The 18,430-nt window shown below is 61.6% G+C and carries 23 protein-coding genes; 13 read left to right on the top strand and 10 right to left on the bottom strand.

What is annotated here, in order from left to right:
• Positions 1-52: 52 nt before the first annotated feature.
• Entirely contained in the window at positions 53-1,366 is a 1,314-nt protein-coding gene (locus AC1DM5_RS17590; RefSeq protein ID WP_477819300.1) for an epoxide hydrolase family protein, read from the bottom strand.
• A gap of 83 nt (positions 1,367-1,449) precedes the next feature.
• On the bottom strand, positions 1,450-1,890 hold the full coding sequence (locus tag AC1DM5_RS17585) for a VOC family protein (protein ID WP_477819301.1): 441 nt from the start codon (positions 1,888-1,890) through the stop codon (positions 1,450-1,452).
• A 232-nt stretch (positions 1,891-2,122) separates the two neighbouring features.
• Between AC1DM5_RS17585 and AC1DM5_RS17580 the strand changes: the two genes are divergently transcribed.
• Positions 2,123-3,073, top strand: coding sequence for an alpha/beta fold hydrolase (locus tag AC1DM5_RS17580; protein ID WP_477819302.1), 951 nt, complete (start codon positions 2,123-2,125; stop codon positions 3,071-3,073).
• Here the strand turns inward: AC1DM5_RS17580 and AC1DM5_RS17575 are convergent.
• The gene (locus tag AC1DM5_RS17575; protein WP_477975347.1) at positions 3,062-3,967 is read right to left on the bottom strand and encodes a LysR family transcriptional regulator; all 906 of its coding nucleotides are present in this window, start codon (positions 3,965-3,967) and stop codon (positions 3,062-3,064) included. The genes AC1DM5_RS17580 and AC1DM5_RS17575 overlap by 12 nt on opposite strands.
• Before the next feature lie 214 nt (positions 3,968-4,181).
• Complete coding sequence (locus tag AC1DM5_RS17570) at positions 4,182-4,514, bottom strand: low molecular weight protein tyrosine phosphatase family protein (RefSeq protein ID WP_477819304.1); 333 nt, start codon at positions 4,512-4,514, stop codon at positions 4,182-4,184.
• Positions 4,515-4,747: 233 nt separating this feature from the next.
• On the opposite strand from AC1DM5_RS17570, the gene AC1DM5_RS17565 reads away from it, so the two are divergent.
• The 6 genes from AC1DM5_RS17565 (at position 4,748) to AC1DM5_RS17540 (ending at position 9,456) form a co-directional block, all read left to right on the top strand.
• Entirely contained in the window at positions 4,748-5,062 is a 315-nt protein-coding gene (locus AC1DM5_RS17565; protein WP_477819305.1) for a BufA1 family periplasmic bufferin-type metallophore, read from the top strand.
• Between the two features lie 30 nt (positions 5,063-5,092).
• On the top strand, positions 5,093-6,019 hold the full coding sequence (gene bufB / locus AC1DM5_RS17560) for an MNIO family bufferin maturase (protein ID WP_477975345.1): 927 nt from the start codon (positions 5,093-5,095) through the stop codon (positions 6,017-6,019).
• On the top strand, positions 6,006-6,827 hold the full coding sequence (locus AC1DM5_RS17555; protein ID WP_477819307.1) for an HvfC/BufC family peptide modification chaperone: 822 nt from the start codon (positions 6,006-6,008) through the stop codon (positions 6,825-6,827). Before bufB ends, AC1DM5_RS17555 begins: the two co-directional genes overlap by 14 nt.
• Positions 6,820-7,365, top strand: coding sequence for a DoxX family protein (locus tag AC1DM5_RS17550; RefSeq protein WP_477819308.1), 546 nt, complete (start codon positions 6,820-6,822; stop codon positions 7,363-7,365). The genes AC1DM5_RS17555 and AC1DM5_RS17550 overlap by 8 nt, the downstream gene beginning before the upstream one ends.
• 902 nt (positions 7,366-8,267) lie before the next feature.
• Positions 8,268-8,834: a sigma-70 family RNA polymerase sigma factor gene (locus tag AC1DM5_RS17545; RefSeq protein WP_477819309.1), complete on the top strand. Its 567-nt coding sequence runs from the start codon at positions 8,268-8,270 to the stop codon at positions 8,832-8,834.
• Positions 8,821-9,456, top strand: coding sequence for an NrsF family protein (locus tag AC1DM5_RS17540; RefSeq protein WP_477819310.1), 636 nt, complete (start codon positions 8,821-8,823; stop codon positions 9,454-9,456). Before AC1DM5_RS17545 ends, AC1DM5_RS17540 begins: the two co-directional genes overlap by 14 nt.
• A 12-nt stretch (positions 9,457-9,468) precedes the next feature.
• Here AC1DM5_RS17540 and AC1DM5_RS17535 read toward each other — a convergent pair whose 3' ends face one another.
• Positions 9,469-9,699 carry a hypothetical protein gene (locus AC1DM5_RS17535; RefSeq protein ID WP_113323897.1) on the bottom strand — a complete coding sequence of 77 codons (231 nt, stop codon included), beginning with the start codon at positions 9,697-9,699 and terminating at the stop codon, positions 9,469-9,471.
• Between the two features lie 135 nt (positions 9,700-9,834).
• Positions 9,835-10,050, bottom strand: a complete 216-nt coding sequence (locus tag AC1DM5_RS17530; RefSeq protein ID WP_477975343.1) for a hypothetical protein — start codon at positions 10,048-10,050, stop codon at positions 9,835-9,837.
• Between the two features lie 193 nt (positions 10,051-10,243).
• On the opposite strand from AC1DM5_RS17530, the gene AC1DM5_RS17525 reads away from it, so the two are divergent.
• Both AC1DM5_RS17525 and AC1DM5_RS17520 read left to right on the top strand, forming a co-directional pair.
• Positions 10,244-10,444 carry a hypothetical protein gene (locus tag AC1DM5_RS17525; protein ID WP_477975341.1) on the top strand — a complete coding sequence of 67 codons (201 nt, stop codon included), beginning with the start codon at positions 10,244-10,246 and terminating at the stop codon, positions 10,442-10,444.
• 668 nt (positions 10,445-11,112) lie between these two features.
• Positions 11,113-11,376 (top strand): DUF982 domain-containing protein, encoded by a 264-nt coding sequence (locus AC1DM5_RS17520; protein ID WP_007817636.1) that lies wholly within the window; start codon positions 11,113-11,115, stop codon positions 11,374-11,376.
• Here the strand turns inward: AC1DM5_RS17520 and AC1DM5_RS17515 are convergent.
• Entirely contained in the window at positions 11,370-11,519 is a 150-nt protein-coding gene (locus AC1DM5_RS17515) for a hypothetical protein (RefSeq protein WP_477819313.1), read from the bottom strand. The two genes, AC1DM5_RS17520 and AC1DM5_RS17515, sit on opposite strands and share 7 nt — an antisense overlap.
• On the opposite strand from AC1DM5_RS17515, the gene AC1DM5_RS17510 reads away from it, so the two are divergent.
• Positions 11,500-12,636 (top strand): hypothetical protein, encoded by a 1,137-nt coding sequence (locus AC1DM5_RS17510; RefSeq protein WP_477819314.1) that lies wholly within the window; start codon positions 11,500-11,502, stop codon positions 12,634-12,636. The genes AC1DM5_RS17515 and AC1DM5_RS17510 overlap by 20 nt on opposite strands.
• A 327-nt stretch (positions 12,637-12,963) precedes the next feature.
• Complete coding sequence (locus tag AC1DM5_RS17505; protein ID WP_477819315.1) at positions 12,964-14,448, top strand: DHA2 family efflux MFS transporter permease subunit; 1,485 nt, start codon at positions 12,964-12,966, stop codon at positions 14,446-14,448.
• Positions 14,449-14,465: 17 nt separating this feature from the next.
• On the opposite strand, the gene AC1DM5_RS17500 is transcribed toward AC1DM5_RS17505, so the two are convergent.
• Both AC1DM5_RS17500 and AC1DM5_RS17495 read right to left on the bottom strand, forming a co-directional pair.
• The gene (locus AC1DM5_RS17500) at positions 14,466-15,332 is read right to left on the bottom strand and encodes an SDR family oxidoreductase (RefSeq protein WP_477819316.1); all 867 of its coding nucleotides are present in this window, start codon (positions 15,330-15,332) and stop codon (positions 14,466-14,468) included.
• A gap of 78 nt (positions 15,333-15,410) precedes the next feature.
• On the bottom strand, positions 15,411-16,067 hold the full coding sequence (locus tag AC1DM5_RS17495; RefSeq protein ID WP_477819317.1) for an O-methyltransferase: 657 nt from the start codon (positions 16,065-16,067) through the stop codon (positions 15,411-15,413).
• A gap of 92 nt (positions 16,068-16,159) precedes the next feature.
• On the opposite strand from AC1DM5_RS17495, the gene AC1DM5_RS17490 reads away from it, so the two are divergent.
• A complete protein-coding gene (locus AC1DM5_RS17490) occupies positions 16,160-16,786 on the top strand; it encodes a TetR/AcrR family transcriptional regulator (protein WP_477975339.1) in 627 nt (208 codons plus the stop codon).
• Between the two features lie 21 nt (positions 16,787-16,807).
• Here the strand turns inward: AC1DM5_RS17490 and AC1DM5_RS17485 are convergent, their stop codons facing one another.
• Complete coding sequence (locus tag AC1DM5_RS17485) at positions 16,808-17,566, bottom strand: alpha/beta hydrolase family protein (protein WP_477975337.1); 759 nt, start codon at positions 17,564-17,566, stop codon at positions 16,808-16,810.
• Between the two features lie 213 nt (positions 17,567-17,779).
• On the opposite strand from AC1DM5_RS17485, the gene AC1DM5_RS17480 reads away from it, so the two are divergent.
• Entirely contained in the window at positions 17,780-18,430 is a 651-nt protein-coding gene (locus AC1DM5_RS17480; RefSeq protein ID WP_477819320.1) for a dihydrofolate reductase family protein, read from the top strand.

The following is an 18,430-nucleotide window of genomic DNA, read 5'->3' as shown; positions in this document are numbered from 1 at the left end:
AAACGGGCGAAAAAGCTCGATGTTCCCACGCGCTCGCGGAAATGCGATCTGCCTATGAGCGCAATGTCCTGAATCCGGCCCGCACCTCCTGGGCGAAGAGTTCCGGCTCCTCCCAAGCTGCGAAATGCCCGCCTTTTGCAGCCACATTGTAGTAGATCAGCTGTGGATAGGCTCTGCCGAGCCAGTGCCGCGGCGGCCGGTAAACTTCGCCGGGGAAGACCGTGACCGCGACCGGAACCTTGACCGGTTCCAGCTTTGCACCGGCCGCGACATTCTCCCAGTAGATGCGCCCGCTCGAAGGCCCGGTATTGGTGAGCCAGTAGAGCGTGATATTGTCGAGAATAGCCTGGCTGCCGAGCGCCTGTTCAGGATCTCCGCGGCTAAACACCCAGTCGGCGATCTTGTCATAGAGCCAGGCCGCAAGCCCCACGGGAGAATCGGCAAGCCCGTAGCCGATCGTTTCCGGCCGGGTTCCCATGATCGCCGCGTAGCCGAAGCCATTGGCGAGGAAATCCCGGGCTTCCATGAAGATCAGCTTCTCCTCTGGTGACAAGCTGTCGGGCGCGGCCGCCCCGCTCATCAGCGCCTGCGCCGCATCCGGCGGAAAGGTGGTCGCGCGCTCGACCCTGTTGACGTGGATGCCAAGCAACCCCTCCGGCGCCTGCCGCCCCAGCGCATCGCTAATGATCGCGCCCCAGTCGCCGCCCTGCGAAACATAGCTGGTATAACCGAGCCGTTTCATCAGCGTGTCCCAGGCGGCCGCGATGCGTTGCGGGTTCCAGCCCGTTTCCTTGGGCTTGCCGGAAAAGCCGAAGCCGGGGATCGAGGGGATCACCAGATGGAAAGCGTCTTCCGCCTTTCCGCCATAGGCGGTCGGGTCGGTCAGCGGGCCGATCACGTTAAGCAGCTCGAACACCGATCCCGGCCAGCCATGCGTCATGATCAGCGGCAGGGCATTCTCGTGGCGGGAGCGGACATGGATGAAATGGATATCGATGCCGTCGATCTCGGTCACGAATTGCGGAAAACCGTTCAGCTTCGCCTCGGCTTTGCGCCAGTCGTAGGAAGACTGCCACTCATCCACCAGCGCCCTCAGCCTCTCCGGCTGCACGCCCTGCGAACGGTCGCGCACGGTCTCGCCGTCTGGCCAGCGGGTGGCGGCAAGCCGACGCTGGAGATCGGCAAGCGCGGCCTCGGGAATATCGGCCCGGAACGGCCGGATTTCGCCGGCGAGCGCTTCTGCATCGACGGGATCGGCCGCGCCCGCAGGCGACGACAGCACCGCCGTCAACCCGGCCGCTGCGCCCGCAAACAACAGCGAACGCCGTGACATCCTGAGTCTTGCGATTGATTGCCCTGATTTCATGACTTGCCTCCATTCCATCGGAAGGTTCGCAGCCGCATTTCGGACGCCTGACATCATGCGCCCGAAATGCGTCGGAAGCGATCTCAGGCTTCGTCCGGCCCGGCGCGGTAGACCAGGAACTTGTTGCCTTCGGGGTCGCGGAAATAGGCGCAGTAAGGCCCCTCGCCATTCTCCCCTCGTGGCCCCGGAGCGCCCTCATCCGTTCCGCCTGCCTGCAGCGCCGTTGCATGAGCCTCGCGCACCTTTGCGCGGGAACGCGCCTCGAAGGCCACCATGCTGCCATTGCCGGCACGTGCCGGCCCGCCGTCGAATGGCTTCACGACGCCGAATTCCAGCGTGCGCTCACCGTAATAGACGGCCCGGCCCGGCTGGACCAGAAAACGGCCGATGCCGAAGACGGCCATGAGCTTGTCGTAGAATTCCCCCGCAGCCTCGAGATTGTCGGTGCCAACGGTCGAGTGACCCGGCAGACCGCGCACCCGTTCGGGCTGAGCGATTGTCAGATTTACGGTCATGTCATTCATGTCTCATCATCCTTTCTTGGGGACGCGGGGTCGTTCCCCGGCGTCGCTGATGGCGATGATGTACGGCGCGGGCCGATCGCCCGGTACTGAGGGAAAATGAGAGGCAGACTCTCATGGCCGCGGTCTACCGACGGCAGGCATGATGCACGATCCTTGTCATCGAGAATTCACCCCGATCGCGGCCATGAGGCTTCTGCGCGAGCATGGCCGCCGGAGAGGAAGGACAACGGATATGCTAACATCATCACTTGGACCATTGCTCGTAGCCGCTGCAATCACAGGCGCTACACTCACCCCCGTAAGTGCCGGCACGACCGAAGCCGCAAAGCCCGAAATAGGCACCATTGCCATCGGCGGGGATATCACCCTGCGGCGGCTCGTCGTGCGCAATCCGGCGCCGAAAGGCACCGTACTTTTCCTGCACGGCTTTCCCGAAACCTCGCTCGTCTGGCGCGACATTGCAGCCGCGCTCGGCGACGAATTCGAGGTGCATGCCTTCGACTGGCCGGGATATGGCCTGTCATCTCGGCCCGCAGCCGAAAACTTCTCCTATTCACCGCGTGATTATGCCGGCGTGCTGAAGGCCTATATCGACAAAGCCGGCATCGACCGATCCAAACTGACGATCTACGCCGCCGATATAGGCGCCCTGCCCGCCCTGCTCCTGGCCCTCGACGAGCCCGATATCGCAAGGCGCATCATCGTCGGCGACTTCGCCCCCTTCAACCGGCCGGCCTATATGCATGAGCGCCTGCAGAACCTGAAGGCCGAGCCGGCGGCTTCCAGGACCCGCGCCGCGATGAACCAGACGAGCGACGAAATCCTTGAGAACGCTTACCGGCGCGGTCTGCCTGACGACAGGCAGTTCGATCTCGCCGCCGGCGTCAAGGAAGACATGGTCCAAGGCTGGAGCCATGGTGCCCTCACCTCCGCGGATGCCTTCTACCATTATTATGCGGCCTTCACCCGCGATCAGGATCTGCTTGAAACAAACCTTGGAAAGCTCAAGACACTGGTAAGTGTGATCTGGGGCGAAAAGGACATCTATATCGACAGCCGGATGGGCGTGGAATTTGCCGAGAGAACCGGCGCAACACTCGATATCCTGCCCGGCGTCGGCCACTATCCGCATCTGCAAGCGCCGGAACGGGTTGTCGCCGAAATCCGCGCCCTACTGGATTGAGCCATAGGTCCGGCAGGCCTCCCGCAGCCGCGGCAGCGTCCAGTCGATGAAGGAGCGCACCTTGAGCGCAAGAAAGCCCTGGCGCGAATAGACGATATGGATCGGCTGCGGCGCCCCAGCGTAATCATCAAGGATCGGCACCAGAGCCCCGGAGGCAAGTTCGCCGGGGACCTGGTAGTCGAAAAGCCTGGCAATACCGGCTCCGCCGACAGCGGCGGCAACGCAGTTCGCCGCCGTATTGACCTCGATGCGATGGCGCGGCACCACCTCCAACGGCCGGCCATCGATATCAAAGGTCCAGAAGAAGGTCCTGTTGTTGAAGACAATGCCGTCATGATCGGGCAACTCGCCCGGATGCTGCGGACATCCGCAACGCCTGAGATAATCGGGGCTCGCGCAGGTCAGCAGCCGAAATTCGGCTACTTTGACGGCATAGAGCGAACTATCCGCCAGCGCCCCCAGCCGGATGGCGATATCCACCTGCTCGCTGACGAGATGAACAGTGCGATCGAGCGACAGGAGGTTCAACGAAACCTCAGGATGCTCAGCCAGAAAACCGAGCGCGATCGGCAGCACATAACGGTTGCCGAATTCCACCGGCATGGTGATTGTCAGCGTTCCCCGCGGCCGCTGATATTCACCGGATGCCCGGCGCTCCGCCTCCTCCAGTTCTGCAATGATCTTGCGCGCCGCCTCCACATAGTCGCGCCCGGCATCGGTGAGCTGCAGGTTCCGGCTTGTGCGGATGATGAGATTGGCGCCGAGCAACCGCTCCAGTTCGGCCACCTTGCGGCTGACGCTCGGCAGCGGCGCATTCAGCCGCTTGCTGCCCGCCGACAGGCTGCCGGCATCAACAACGGCAAGCAACACGCGCATGGCATCCAGCCGATCCATCCCTGCCCATCCTGTCGCAGGGAGAAGCAGCCGATCACCGGCATCCACGGGCCGCGCGATACGCCGCCCTCATCCCGAAGCCTTCCCCCGGCAAAATCTTAAACCTTCGGAACTTCAGCCGATAGTATCGATCGATATCCAGCACGGGTCAGACGAGAAGTTCCACCCGGCGTCTCAGCAAAACATATTTCAAAGATTCAGGTTGAGCATCGCCTTATAGATACCGCGGAATCTTGCGTTCCAGCAGGCTGACCAGCATCGGATCCATGAACTCGTAATCGTCGGGAATGTCGAGGCAGATAATGCGCTTGCCGTTCAGCGATTTGCGGAATTTGCGGGTGAGCTTGCTGCGATGCGCCTTCTCCATCACGAAGATGATGTCGGCCCATTCCACCTGTTCGGCATCGAGCGGATTGCAGGCATCGTTGTTTGTCCCTGCCGATGAAACCTCGATGTCCTCGCGCGCGGAAAACACCTGCTCCGCGGTCGGGCTTCGCAGCTTGTTCTGGCTGCACACGAACAGCACGTTTCGAGGTTTGATCGACATTCGGGGCCTTACCACGCAGCGGAGTCGAACGGATGATTGCAATCAGCATAAGCACCATCCTCGCCCCCGGCAAAGCAGATTCCGCTGCCGGGACACCGCGAGAAAGGCCGCCTCCGCCCCCGAATCCCATCACGCCTTCGTTACCACCTCGCCTGTAACAACCCACCCTCCCGTTGCGAATACCCCGACGTGCCCCGCTGAAACAGGGGCGTTTCAAGCAACGGAGACTACCAATGTTGAAGACTTCCATCAGCACCGCCCTTCTTGCCGGCGCGATCACGTCCGCTCTTGCCACGATGGCCGGTGCAGCCCCGCTGACAAAGGCTGAGGCCGCTGCTGCAACCGCAGCTCACAAGGAGAAGTGCTACGGCGTTGCGCTGAAGGGCCAGAACGATTGCGCTGCCGGTCCGGGCACCACATGCCAGGGCACCTCGGTCAAGGATTTCCAGGGCAATTCGTGGAAATTCGTCCAGGGCGGTACCTGTGCCTCGCTCGATATTCCGGGCGACCGTCATGGCTCGCTGAAGCCGCTGACGCGCGACATCTAAGCCCAAAAGCTCAGGAAAGCGGAGGCGAACATGGCAAACGTCAGCATGACGAACAACCTTCCCATGGAGACGGAAAGCACCCTCCGCTTTCCGACACTTTCACTTACCGGCCAGGCCGGTACCAGCTTCAAGCCGGAGCATCTTGCAGCAATCTCGGCCGTATCAGGCCCGCAGGGTTTCTTCGAAGTCCATGCCGAAAATTACATGGGCGCCGGCGGCCCGCCGCATCGCGCACTCGAAAAGGTGCGCCGCGACCACCCGATTTCACTGCATGGCGTCTGCATGTCGCTCGGCGGCCCGCAGCCGCTCGACAAGGACCATCTGCAGCGCTTCAAGACTCTCGTCGACCGTTACGAGCCGGCGCTGGTGTCCGAGCATCTCGCCTGGTCAACGCATGCCGATACCTATCTGAACGACCTGCTGCCGCTGCCCTATACGGCCGCGACGCTTGCCCATGTCTGCGATCACGTCGATCAGATGCAGAACGCCATCGGCCGGCCGATTCTGCTCGAAAACCCGTCCACCTACGTGCTCTTTGCGGAATCCTCCATGAGCGAGACGGATTTCATCCGCGAGATATCCAGGCGCACCGGCTGCGGCCTGCTGCTCGACATCAACAATGTCTTTGTCTCCGCCACCAATCACGGCTTTTCAGCACTGGAATACCTGCGCGATTTTCCGCTGTCCGGTGTCGGCGAGATCCACCTCGCCGGCCATGCCGAACAGGAGGATGACGAAGGCGAACTGCTTCTGATCGACAGCCATGACGGGCCGGTGGCCGATGCCGTCTGGCAGCTCTATGAAATCGTCATAAACAGCTGTGGACCGATCCCGACCCTGATCGAATGGGATAGCAAGATCCCCGACTGGCCGGTGCTGCGCGCCGAGGCGCTGGCTGCACAGGCGATCCTTGATCGGCACGCCAGAGACCGGGAGACCTTCCATGCCCTTGGCTGATATCCTGCCCATGCGCCGATCCGCGCCTGACTTCGCAGGAGAGTTTTCCGCAGCCCTGCTTGCCCCCGATGCGCCGGCCCCTGACCTGGTGACAGGTCCGCGCGGCAAGCGGGCGGAGAAGCGCTACAATGTCTACCGCAACAACGTGACCGTCAGTCTGATTGCCGCATTGTCGTCGATCTTCCCGGCAGTCGAACGCATCACCGGGGCGGATTTCTTCCGCGCAATGGCCCGCTTTCATGTGCGCGCAACACCGCCCAGCTCGCCGCTACTGTCAGAATACGGCCGGGATTTCCCCGATTTCATCGACCGCTACGAACACGCGCAGGACATGCCCTGGCTGTCGGATGTAGCACGCATCGAGCGCGCCTGGCTGGATGCCTATCACGCCGCCGATGCGCCAGCGCTCAAACCGGAAGCCCTTGCGGCCGTACCGCCGGAAGAACTGGGTGCCGTAACCTTCCAGCCGCATCCGTCGACGCGGCTGATCGCATCGGCCTATCCCGCCGTGACCATCTTCGCCATGAACCGCGGCGCCGGGCCGATCGGCCGAGTCGAGAGCCGGCCCGAGGAAGGTTTGATCACGCGCATCGACGACGAGGTGACGGTTCGCCACCTGCCGCCGGGCGGAGCCGCCTTCCTCGGCGCGCTGCTCTCAGGCGAATGCCTTGCGGCAACCGTCGCGGCGGGGCTCGAGGCGGAGCCGGCCTTCGATCTCTCCGGCATGATCGGCGAGATGATCGCAGCCCATGCCTTTTCCACTATCCGGGCCCTCTCCCATGTCGAAATGGAGATTTTCAATGTCTGATATGCTTGATTCCATGCCTCGCAATGGGCCTCGCCACGGCGCTCTCTCCCCGCTGGCGAGGTTGGTAGTGACGGCTGGCGGACTTGTCCGGGCCGTCGCCCAGCCCGACATCGTCCAGGCTGTCATCCGCGTGGCGCTCGCCGTTCCCTTCTGGCGCTCCGGCATCCTGAAATGGGATGGCTTCCTGCAGCTGAACGATACGGCAATCGACCTCTTCACCCAGGAATTCATGCTGCATCTGCCGGGCGGGCCTTACCCCTTCCCCATGCCATCAGTCATGGCCTTCCTGTCCGGCTGCGGCGAGATCATCTTCCCGACGCTTCTCGTCTTCGGTCTCGCCACCCGCTTTGCGGGCCTCGGCCTACTGTTCATGACTTGCATCGTGGAGCTGACCGTTCCCGATGGCTGGCCCATCCACATCACCTGGGCGGCGATGGCGCTTGCCGTCATGCGCTACGGCCCGGGCCGCCTGTCGCTCGACTATCTGATCGCGCGGATCTCAGGCGCTGCCCAAAAACAGGAATCGGTGTCCAGTTAGCGTGATTTATCGAGAGCGGATAATATCCGGCAACCCAAGGGCGTTTTCACCCTGGGTACAACATCCGAGACTGACACCGCTACCGGCGTTGTATCCGACGCAAACTCCGAGACCGCTGATGGTTGGATCAGCAGGCCTCGCCCTCGAACAAATCGACTACAGTAGTATTTTCTATCGTAGCTAGGGGGTTCGTCGCTCATCGTCTGTCTCCTCGTCCCAGACTTCACGCCAAATGAGTAACGTCAGGAGCGGATTTTTGCGTATAAAATCTCTCTTTACTTTATCCTTGCGTATCTCTCGCCATGACTGGGTTTGCATGTAGCTAACTGGGCCGAGAAGAAGTAACGCAATAATAAAGATCCACAGTATGCTATATAGATATCTGAGAACCCCATGCAGGTTTGCTACCCCGCCGCTTAATAGCTGCACGACATATGCCCCTGCAAAGCACATAAAGAACGCAACTAGACAGATAGTGTTTAGGCGTCTTGTCACATCGTCCTCCGACAAAACCCGCACTCAGGCATTCGATCTCCGCGCGCCATGAAGAAGAGCGCGAGCTCCAAACGGAGAGTTGTAGCACTTGACGGTCTTACCACTTCCCCCGCCTCGGTCGAAGAGGCACCATGCTTCTTCTTCAACACAGCTCCTCTCGATGCGAGGGAAAAGATATTGGAAAGGATAGAGCTAGAACGCACCGCATCTGCCATCGACACCAACTCCCGCCCGGCTCCTCATCGCGCCGGGCGGCTTTTGCGCTTTGTTGCCGCACTACTCTTGCCGTTTGCCCGCCGATGCGCTCAATAGGCGCCGACGCCGGCTCTGCCTCACGTGCCGCGTCATCAAAATTTTCAGGATGACGGTAACAAACACGTGGCCCCGTGCGTAGAGGTGAGTAGCGGATGAAATATTCGGCCCGCGAAGAGGAATGGGCGGCCTGGATGCGCGCGGCAATCGCCGGCGACGCGCTGGCCTATGACCGTTTCCTGAAGGCCGTAACACCCTATCTGCGTTCGATTGCGCGCAGGCGCTGCGACCAGTTCGGTGCCCCGCCGAGCGAGGTGGAAGACGTGGTGCAGGAAGTTCTGCTGGCAGTACACCTGAAGCGCGGGACCTGGGATATTTCGCGGCCGATCGGCCCGTGGCTGTCCACCATCGTACGCAACAAGCTGATCGACAGCCTGCGCCGGCGTGGCCGCCATGTCAGCGTGCCGATCGAGGATGTGATGGAGACGCTGGAAGCCGACTACCATGAGGATGGCGCCGACCGCATCGACGTCGACCGCATGCTGGAAGGCCTGCGCGACCCGCAGCGCGAAATCGTGCGGTCGATCTCGCTTGGCGGCGCCGGTATCCGCGAAACGGCCGAGCGACTACAGATGACGGAAGGCGCCGTGCGAGTGGCGCTGCACAGGGCGCTCAAAGGATTGGCCGCCCTCTATCGGAGCAACACGCGTGAAAACGGATGACCTGATCAACATGCTGGCAAAGGATGCGCGCGTCCGCATCCGCTTTGGCCGCGTCTTCATGATCGCACTGGTCATCGGCGTGGTGATTTCAGCCGCACTTCTCATCTCCACCATCGGCATCCGCAGAAACATGGGCGAGATGATCGAGACGCCGCGGGTCCTCTTCAAGCTCGGCACCACCCTGCTGATCGCCGTGACAGCCACCCGCCTCGCCTTCCGGATCGGCAAACCGGGCGTCTCGCTGCGCTCGGCGGCCCTGACGCTCATCCTGCCGCTGGCGGTTCTGATTGCCGGCATCGTGACCGAACTCCTCGTTGTGCCGCAAGCGAACTGGGCAAGCAGCATGGAGGGGCATTTCTCCGCCTTCTGCCTGTTCTACGTGCCGACCCTTTCGATCGCGCCGCTTGCCGCCATCCTCTATTCGGTCCGCCAGGGCGCCCCTGAAAATCCGGGCACGGCGGGTGCGGTGGCAGGTCTTGCCGCCGGCGGCATTGCGGCCGCCATCTATGCCTGGCACTGCCCCGACGACAGCCCGCTGTTTCTGGCGACATGGTATTCGATCGGCATCCTGGTCGCGACGGCAGCCGGATTCCTGCTGGGCAGAAAAATCCTCCGCTGGTAGCGACGCACGGCTCTAACGCGTCCGCTTGCCCGTCAGCGCCTGCCAGGCGAGCCGCAGCGTATCGAGGCGGGAGCGAATGCGCTCCTGTTGCGGGATGGCCAGCCGGTTGCGAAAATCGGCAAGCGCCTGGGCTTCAAGCCTGCTTCCGAGTTTTTCCGGCAGATGCGGCACGGGTGCGCCCGTCAGCCGGTCGATCACAGTCCAGTCGTCGCCGTTCCGGCGCTCGATGTCGTAACGGTTCATTGCGGTCAGGATATCTCTAAATTAGGGGTGTGGATGACAAGAAAGCGGTTTTCCCAGCGACATGCAATCGGCAAAATGTGAGTGAACGTCAGAAAATACGCTCATGGTCAAAATTGCGTTGCCAAAGCCGGTGGGTCATGCGTTCGGTTCCGCCGTTCTCGTCTTGCCGAGGCGCTTGCGCACCTTTGCGGGCCTGGCCTTCAATTCGGCCTCAGCATAGTTCAAATCCATGAGAGGCAGCGGCTTGGCGTTGATCGTGGCGATCTCGGCCTCGAGCGTGTTCAGACCCACGATGATCTCGTCGAACATTCTTGCTTCCCCATGTCTTGCTTCCATGCGTCTTGGTTCCATGCGCCCGTCCTCCCCTACGGTTCACTTCGCAGGCGCTACGGTAGCATCCGACAAAATGGCGGGCCAATCCCACATTGGAGCTAACCCGAATGAACCTCATTTACCGTCTTTTCGCCATCGCCGCGACATGCATTGATAGCAATACGGACTTAAGATGCTTTGAGCGTTGGGAAACCAATTCCTGGAGGATACCATGCACGAGATGACCCCATCGGAAATGCTGAGAGATCCGCTGATCCGCCAGATGCTTCGCGCCGACAAGATCAGCCTGGCATCCTTTGCGGCCCTGCTCGACGCTGCCGCCCGTCAGCACGCCCATCCTGCAAACGACAGCAGCTTTGCGACGTCGAAGATGCCGGATACCTGGAGCGTCGATGCCGCGGCCTATATCTGATCGACCGTTTTTTGCCGATGCCCGTCCGACTCCGGGCACCCCTGAGGCCCGCTCCCAAGTGAGCGGGTCCTTTTTATTTGCGAAGGCGCAAGCCCCGAAAGGCTCCTTGAAATCCGCCGATTTGTCTCGAACGCCTGATGATGAAGGCGGCAGGCCCTCATGCACGCCTGCCGCCTCCCACCTCCGAGCGTCCGCCGCCCAGCGCTCCAGGAGGGAGGGCCACCATAGCCCGGCATTGTGGCCTTTCGGGCAGTTTGCCCCGAAGATATTCCCGGTGTCGTCTGGCAGTCACATCACCCAACTGGAGCAGGCCGATTGCTTTCGGGCATATGTCGTTGAAAGCGTTGGAGGAGATCGGGCCGCCCCTGTGGATAAGCTGTGGAAACCCTGTGGATTGCAGGCCGCATGCGGGCACAGTCCGGCACCGGGCGTTGCCATTTCGTTCCAAATGCGGTCTTCTGAACCTGCCTGCCATCGGCCTCCGCCGCAACTGACGCCGATGCAGCCACAGGGCGCTCCGACATCAGGTCGTAGAGCGCCCTTTCTTTTGCCCGCGGCAAATAAGTCACGTGCTCAACATTCACGCATTCCGCAATTCCGAATTTCATAATTCACGCGTATAGTGTGTTGGAGGGTCTCAATCTCCGTGCCTTGAGGGGTCGAGGACAATGAACTGGAACACGTCATCGGCATTCGCGCCGGTCGGGCTGGTTTTGCGCGGTCGGGAAACGCACACCGTCGTGCGTACGCTCGGCGACGCCGCATACCTGCTGATCCGGGACTGGCCTTTCGATGATGGCGAGGAATATATGATCGCCGTCAAAGCCTGCATCGACGCCATCTGTGGAGACGTTGCCCCGGAGCAATTCCGGGAAGCGTTTTTGCGCGCCGCAGACGAAGCGGGCATCGCCGCGCTGACCATTGTTCATTGATCGGCGTCCATTGATGGGCGTCCATTGAGGCAAAAGACATAGACCGCATTGATTTTCTCGGCAAAACCGTCATCTGCTGCCGGCGCGGCAATGACGCGCGCAGGTTCGACGATCCGAGAAGCAATGAAGACAGCAGCAATCATCGGCCCAATCGCCTGCATGGCCTTCGCGGGGGCAGCTGTTGCGCAGTCGAGTGTTACTACCTCCCTGCCACGACCGGATTACGTCGCCGTCATGCAGGCGCTCGACAAGGACGGCAAGAAAGTCGATCCGACCGTCACGATTGTTCATCACGACGGCATATTTCTGAGCGAGACGCTGCGAGGTGGACGGGCCAGCATCGGCTTCGGACCGGATGAGACGAAGCCGGTCCTGCGCTGGAGCAGGCAGGCGGACGGTGAGATCACCTATCTCGAGCTTCTCCTTCGCGACCGGAAACCAGATGCCACGAAGATAGAAACGCCTCAACCGCTCCAGAAGGTCTCGACCATTGCCGGCGAGCACTGCACATGGCGCGAAACGGCGAGTAAATCGCCCTCGCCCGGGACATTCATAGCGCGGGAGCAGAACTGCGTCACCGAGGACGGCATCGTCATCGAAACAAGGCTGCTCGCTCCGAATGACGTGCCGATCTATCACACCCGCCTCGCCAGCCTCGACCGCCGCGCCATCGCCCCCGCGGAGATCTACCCGCCATCGGAAATACTGACATCGGAATTCTGGCTGCGGCCGCTCCGCAGCCAGAATGCCGATCCTTCCCAACCCGATTTCGACATCACGCTGGAGACCGTCGGCGGCTCGACGATCCGCCTGTTGCGCCATTATCCCTGGCATTATCGGGAGCAACGGGACCGTGGCGGCTCCCTTCGCATCACGATCTGGAACAAGCTCGAAGCGCAAGGCATCTCCTACCAGCAGGCAGGCGGCTATCGCAGGCTCACGGCCGGGCGTCCGGCAGACGATGGCTCTGCCCCTTTCAAATTCAATGACACAACCGGGAGGGTTTCGCTCGGTAAGGCCGAAACAATCCAGGGCGAGAGCTGCGAGTGGTTTGATCTGATGCCTGGAATTCAGGACGTCGGACACAGGGAGTGCCTCACAGGCGACGGGCTGCCGCTCAAGCTGGACATCAGCGCAATGAATTTGGCCTTCCCCTACACCGCCACATCATTCCGCCGTCGCCCTGTCGCTCTCTCGGAGATGCGCTTGCCAGCCGAAGCCTTTTCGCTGGACGAATGGGGATTGCCTGCGGTGCGGTAGCGCCTATAGCGCTCCCGCATGTTAAATGCTTCTGCCCAAGCCCTTGGGCAAGAAAGACTTTTCTCTTTCAACAAAACGAGTCATTCACCGCACAGACGCGCGGTGGCTGGACTCCTGTGACATCCCTCGCGCCAACACCAGGACACAGGAATGAGCGAGAAAAAGATACGCCCTGCCCTAACATCACAGCGAAGCCCCGTAAAAATCGCCTTGCATCCGAGCGACAGCATAAAGACATAGGAAATATGCATACCCGGTGTCGCAATCAGCCCGGCACTTTCGTCTTAAGGTAGAACTCCTTCTTTCAGACATGGATATAGGAACACCATGACCAGTGAACCCTTGCTTTCAGAGATCGAAGAACAGGCCGAACTGCCGGTCGAAGACCATAGTGCCCGCAACAGGCTGGTGATCGGCCTGCTGCTCGTCTCCGCCTTCGTGGTCATCCTCAACGAAACCATCATGGGCGTGGCGATCCCGCACCTGATGGCCGATCTGAAAATTCCGGCAAGCTCCGCCCAATGGCTGACCTCGGCCTTCATGCTGACCATGGCCACCGTCATCCCCGTGACAGGCTATCTCCTGCAGCGGCTGAACACGCGTCCGGTCTTCATCCTCGCCATGTCGCTCTTTTCCGCCGGCACGCTGGTCTCTGCCCTTGCCCCCGGCTTCCCCATGCTGGTCGTCGGCCGCATCGTCCAGGCCTCTGGCACGGCGATCATGATGCCGCTGCTGATGACGACGATCATGAACCTCGTGCCGCCGCATTCGCGCGGCAAGACGATGGGCAATATCTCGATCGTCATATCCGTGGCGCCCGCTATCGGCCCGACGATCTCAGGCCTCATCCTCTCCTCGCTCGACTGGCGCTGGCTCTTCCTGCTGGTGCTGCCGATCGCGCTTGCGGCTCTCGCGCTCGGCGCCTCGAAAATCGAAAACGTCACCGTGCCGTCGAAGGCGCCGCTCGATGTTATCTCGGTCGTACTCTCGGCCATCGGCTTCGGCAGTTTCGTCTTCGGCATCAGCGAGCTCGGTGCGCCCGAAGCGGGTGCGACGCCGCTCGATCCCCGCCTCATGCTCGTCGCCGGTGCCGCCGTCATCGCCATCTTCATCTGGCGGCAGCTTCATCTCCAGAAGCACGAGCGGGCGCTGCTGGACCTGCGCACCCTGCAGACGAAGACCTTCACGATCGCAGCGGGCATGATGGCGATCCTGATGATGTCGATGTTCGGCGTCTTCATCCTGTTGCCGATCTATCTTCTGTCCGTGCTCGGCCAGACGACGCTCACGACCGGTCTGCTGCTTCTGCCCGGCGGCCTGATCATGGGCCTCTGCGCCCCCTTCGTCGGCAGGCTTTTCGACCGCTACGGCCCTGCCCGCCTTGTCATCCCCGGCGCCATCCTGTTCAGCGGCGTGATGTGGAGCCTGACCTTCATCTCCACGACGACTCCGGTCTGGGTGGTGCTTGCTATCCACATCGTGCTCAGCGTCGGCCTTGCCCTGATGTTCACGCCGCTCTTCACCGTCAGCCTCGGCTCGCTGCCGCCGAAACTCTATTCCCATGGCAGCGCCATCATCGGCACCACCCAGCAGGTCGCCGGCGCCGCCGGCACCACGCTCTACGTCGCCATCATGACCTGGCGCGCAGGTATCCTGACTCAAGGGGAGGCAGACGCCGCAACGGCAGCCGTCGGCGGCATGCAGTCCGCCTTCTTCGTCGGTGCGCTGATTTCGCTGGCGGCCGTGGTGGCGTCCTTCTACGTGCGCCGCCCACCCGGCCAGCCCGAGGGACAGCCGATGGGCGGGCATTGAACGCTTCTCACGAGTGCCTACCGCGCATAATAGCCAGGCTGATCGAGATCGTCGATGAGGCTGCGATAAGTCGGCTGCCAGCCGAGCAACCAGCGTGTATGGGCGCTGGAAGCCGCCATGTTCGTCGCCGCCATATTGGCAAACCAGCCGAAGTGTTCGTGAGGGCGAGACTCCACCGGCAGGCCGAGCTGGCGTCCGATCACCTCGGCGATCTGCCGGAACGGCACTGCCTCATCGGCGACTGCATGATAGGCCGCTTCGGTCACGCCGCTTTCCAACGCCAGACGGTAGAGGCGGGCCGCATCCAGCCGGTGCACACCCGACCAGCAATTCCTTCCATCATCCGGATAGGCGGACACGCCGGTCTCACGAGCAATGCGCACCAGTATCGGGATGAAGCCATGGTCGCCGATGCCGTGTACGCTCGGGGCAAGCCGCATCGTGGCCGCGCGTATCCCCTGCCCGGCAAGCGCGCGGGCGGCAGCTTCCGATTTGCGAGGCGATGCCGGGTTCGGCAGGTCCGCTTCCTTTGCACCCAGCGGAAAGCCCAACAGGCCGGATGTGACGATGAGCGGACGATCCGATCCGGCAAGAGCGTTTCCGAGCGCATGGATGGCGCGCTCGTCCTGCGCCGCATTGTCGAGAAATTTCGAGAAGTCATGGTTGAAGGCGGTATGGATCACGGCATCGGCCTTGGAGGCGGTATCGCTAAGAAGGTCGAGGTCATCGAGCGATCCCGGAACGAGCTTTGCGCCGATGATCGCAATGGCCTTTGCTTTTGCGATCGAGCGGACAAGCCCGCTGACCTTGTGACCGGCGCGGATCAGCTCCTCGACGATGGCGGTGCCGACCCAGCCGGTCGCACCCGTTACGAATATGTGCATTGCTGCGATCTCCATTGCCGGGCGCCCATCGGGCAGCCCTGTTTTAAGTTGGGGTGGTTGTGCGGGAACTAGTCGAAGTCAGGCCACGCGAATCGACAGCTCGATGTCGTCGGCAAACGACGTGGACATGTATTCGCCTGCGGGCGAACGGACATGGTCGAGATATTGGGGGCAGTAATCGGCATCGTCGGCAATGACGAGCGCGCCGGGCCGAAGCCGGCCTTCGACCAGCGCCAGTACCTCCGGATAGAGCGACTTCGCTCCGTCAAGCAGAAGCAGGTCGATACTATCTGGAAGATCGGTGCTCAATGTCTGGAGCGCGTCGCCTTCGCGGATCTCGACGAGATCGGCAAGGCCGCCTTCGGTAAGGTTCTGGCGAGCCCGCGCGACCTTCGAAACCTCGAATTCGCTGCTGATCAGCCGCCCGCCGCCATTGTCGCGAAGGGCAGCGGCAAGATAGAGCGTCGAAATGCCGAAGGACGTGCCGAATTCGACGATGGTCCTGGCATTGGTGCTGCGCGCCAGCATGTAGAGCAGCTCTCCGGTCTGGCGCGAAACGGGCAGCCACAAGTCTTTCGTGCGTTCGTAGAAATCGAGATATTCGGTCTTGCTATGCATGAGCCGCTCCCGCTCATCGGGGGAGAGCGCGGCCATGGCCGGGCTGGTGGCCTTGTCGGCCTCGGCAAACAGCTGATCGAGAAGTGGCGCGAGCGGTGCGCTTGCGAGGGTGTTCATCAGAGAAATCCTTCAATTCGGATGGCTTGCTTTCGAACTGAAAAATACGAATAATCCGTCGCATTCGCTAATCGCATTTGCGGAGGGCCGGTATGGCCGATCGTCCAACCCACGGAATTTATGCAAGAAAATCGCCGAGACAGGCGCGCTCGAACGAGCTCGTAAACGCCATTCTGCAAGCCGCCGTTCAGGTTTTGGCGCAGGAAGGTGCGCAGCGTTTCACCACCGCCCGGGTGGCTGAAAGGGCGGGCGTCAGCGTCGGCTCGCTCTATCAATATTTCCCCAACAAGGCCGCCATCCTGTTCCGGCTGCAGAGCGACGAATGGCGGCAGACCTCGCATCTGCTGGGCGAAGTCCTTGGTGACGAGGCCCATCCACCGCTCGAGCGGCTACGGTCGCTCGTCCACGCCTTCATTCGCTCCGAATGCGAGGAAGCCGCCGTCCGCGTCGCGCTGAACGATGCCGCACCCCTTTATCGCGACGCCCCGGAAGCGCAGCAGGCACGGGGCGCCGCCGACGCCATTATCGAGCAGTTCATGCGGGAAGCGCTGCCCGATGTCTCGGACGCAATCCGGACCATGGTCGGAGACCTGATCATGACGACAATGAGCACGGTCGGAAAGGAATTTTCCGAGGCAGCGCATGACGAAAGCGAAATCTCAGCCTTCGCAGACGCGATGGCCGACATGTTCTGCGCCTACCTCCGCAGCCTTAGCTAACTGTTGAGGCCGCTCAACGGCTTAGTGATACGTCACAACCGGATCGAACATCCTTTGCAGGAACGAGCGCTGCGCCTCCTGCGCATATTCCCGGGGAATGTCGTGCCCGCATTCGAAGACATGGAGCATGACCGACACGCCTGCGTCGGACAGCGCATCGGAGAACAGTTCGGCTTGGGCAACGGGAGCACGCTCATCGAGCCTTCCGTGCAGCAACAAGGTTTCTGCCCGGATTTTCGGTGCATGATGCAGGGCAGAGCGGGCCAGGAAGGCTTCGTTCGACAGGCCGGATTCCTGCTCGATCGCCCACCGCAAGCCTTTCGAACTGGCCTCGTAGGCAGCCTTGAGGTCATAGACCCCGCTGCGCAGGATGACGGCTCTGAGATCAGGAACCTGGGCTGCGACCATGGCCGAGGCGACCGCTCCCCGGCTGTTGCCATAGAGAACGATACGATCAGGGTCGACGCAAGGCTGTTCCCGCAGGAAGGAGAGAGCGGCCATGATCGCCCGCTGGGTATTGGGGCCGCAGAAATCGGCCGGTCCATCCGAAGTCCCGAAGCCCGGCTGCGAGACCGCCGCCGCGGTGATATTCAGACGGGAACAGAAGCGAAGCAGCGTGCCGGTATCGACGGCCTCTTTCGCGCCGATGAGGCGGCCGCCCTGATTTCCGTGGACAAACAGGATGGCGCCTGCAGGCGCTTGGCTCTCGGGCTGAGCTTGAAAAAGCTCTACACTTGCCCCGTCACCCCTGTCGATGAGATGGCGTGTCACATCAGGCATTTTCACCCTCGCATTCACGTCCAATGGTGAGACAAGACCGGAGGCGGACCTCACCACTGAGGCCGCCGGCCGCTCCGCCCGGCGAAACTCGCATATGCAGACCAGCAAGTCTCCCATAAATTTCCTCGGGATTTGTCGGCATGCTGTCGCTTGCTTCGTCCTCAGGCCGAGATCCAGCCCTGATGGCGCGGACCACCAAGAGGAGAGACACCCATGAGAAAGATCATCGCTTCCACATTCGTCAGCCTCGACGGAGTCATGCAGGCACCCGGCGGCCCTGACGAGGACCCCGTCAACGGTTTCAGGTTTGGTGGCTGGGTATTCCCCTATGCTGACGACACGATGGGATCCGTGATCGGCGAGCTCTTCGCAAAGCCCTTCGCGCTGCTGCTCGGCCGCAGGACCTACGACATCTTCGCCGCCTACTGGCCCTATCAGGACGACGACATCGCCAAGGCCTTCAATCCCGCTGTGAAATATGTCGCGACGCATCGGCCTGAAACCCTCACCTGGCAGAATTCGCAATCGCTTGGACCGGACATCGTCGCGGCACTACGCAAGATCAAACAGGAGGACGGGCCGGACCTGCTCATCCAGGGATCGGGCAATCTCATCCAGACCCTGCTTGCCAACGAGCTGATCGACGAAATGACCGTGCTGACCTTCCCGTTGCTCCTCGGCAAGGGAAAGCGGCTGTTCGAGGGCGGCGCTGCGCCGGGCGCTCTCAGGCTCACGAGATCGGTGGTGTCGAGCACCGGCATCGTCGTCGCGACCTATGAGCGAAACGGCGCAGTCCAGACGGGCTCGTTCGTGTCAGATCAACCGTCTGAGGCCGAGCTCGAACGCCGCCGGACCTGGCAGTAG

It is taken from the genome of Rhizobium sp. 01T437, assembly GCF_056398505.1.
Note: the sequence above shows the minus strand (reverse complement) of the source record. Positions and strands in the feature narration are given on the sequence as shown.

Coding starts and splice junctions, on each gene's coding strand:
- AC1DM5_RS17590 (WP_477819300.1), bottom strand. CDS start 1,366: ATGAAATCAGGGCAATCAATCGCAAGACTCAGGATGTCACGGCGTTCG.
- AC1DM5_RS17585 (WP_477819301.1), bottom strand. CDS start 1,890: ATGAATGACATGACCGTAAATCTGACAATCGCTCAGCCCGAACGGGTG.
- AC1DM5_RS17580 (WP_477819302.1), top strand. CDS start 2,123: ATGCTAACATCATCACTTGGACCATTGCTCGTAGCCGCTGCAATCACA.
- AC1DM5_RS17575 (WP_477975347.1), bottom strand. CDS start 3,967: ATGGATCGGCTGGATGCCATGCGCGTGTTGCTTGCCGTTGTTGATGCC.
- AC1DM5_RS17570 (WP_477819304.1), bottom strand. CDS start 4,514: ATGTCGATCAAACCTCGAAACGTGCTGTTCGTGTGCAGCCAGAACAAG.
- AC1DM5_RS17565 (WP_477819305.1), top strand. CDS start 4,748: ATGTTGAAGACTTCCATCAGCACCGCCCTTCTTGCCGGCGCGATCACG.
- bufB (WP_477975345.1), top strand. CDS start 5,093: ATGGCAAACGTCAGCATGACGAACAACCTTCCCATGGAGACGGAAAGC.
- AC1DM5_RS17555 (WP_477819307.1), top strand. CDS start 6,006: ATGCCCTTGGCTGATATCCTGCCCATGCGCCGATCCGCGCCTGACTTC.
- AC1DM5_RS17550 (WP_477819308.1), top strand. CDS start 6,820: ATGTCTGATATGCTTGATTCCATGCCTCGCAATGGGCCTCGCCACGGC.
- AC1DM5_RS17545 (WP_477819309.1), top strand. CDS start 8,268: ATGAAATATTCGGCCCGCGAAGAGGAATGGGCGGCCTGGATGCGCGCG.
- AC1DM5_RS17535 (WP_113323897.1), bottom strand. CDS start 9,699: ATGAACCGTTACGACATCGAGCGCCGGAACGGCGACGACTGGACTGTG.
- AC1DM5_RS17530 (WP_477975343.1), bottom strand. CDS start 10,050: ATGGAACCAAGACGCATGGAAGCAAGACATGGGGAAGCAAGAATGTTC.
- AC1DM5_RS17525 (WP_477975341.1), top strand. CDS start 10,244: ATGCACGAGATGACCCCATCGGAAATGCTGAGAGATCCGCTGATCCGC.
- AC1DM5_RS17520 (WP_007817636.1), top strand. CDS start 11,113: ATGAACTGGAACACGTCATCGGCATTCGCGCCGGTCGGGCTGGTTTTG.
- AC1DM5_RS17510 (WP_477819314.1), top strand. CDS start 11,500: ATGAAGACAGCAGCAATCATCGGCCCAATCGCCTGCATGGCCTTCGCG.
- AC1DM5_RS17515 (WP_477819313.1), bottom strand. CDS start 11,519: ATGATTGCTGCTGTCTTCATTGCTTCTCGGATCGTCGAACCTGCGCGC.
- AC1DM5_RS17505 (WP_477819315.1), top strand. CDS start 12,964: ATGACCAGTGAACCCTTGCTTTCAGAGATCGAAGAACAGGCCGAACTG.
- AC1DM5_RS17500 (WP_477819316.1), bottom strand. CDS start 15,332: ATGCACATATTCGTAACGGGTGCGACCGGCTGGGTCGGCACCGCCATC.
- AC1DM5_RS17495 (WP_477819317.1), bottom strand. CDS start 16,067: ATGAACACCCTCGCAAGCGCACCGCTCGCGCCACTTCTCGATCAGCTG.
- AC1DM5_RS17490 (WP_477975339.1), top strand. CDS start 16,160: ATGGCCGATCGTCCAACCCACGGAATTTATGCAAGAAAATCGCCGAGA.
- AC1DM5_RS17485 (WP_477975337.1), bottom strand. CDS start 17,566: ATGCCTGATGTGACACGCCATCTCATCGACAGGGGTGACGGGGCAAGT.
- AC1DM5_RS17480 (WP_477819320.1), top strand. CDS start 17,780: ATGAGAAAGATCATCGCTTCCACATTCGTCAGCCTCGACGGAGTCATG.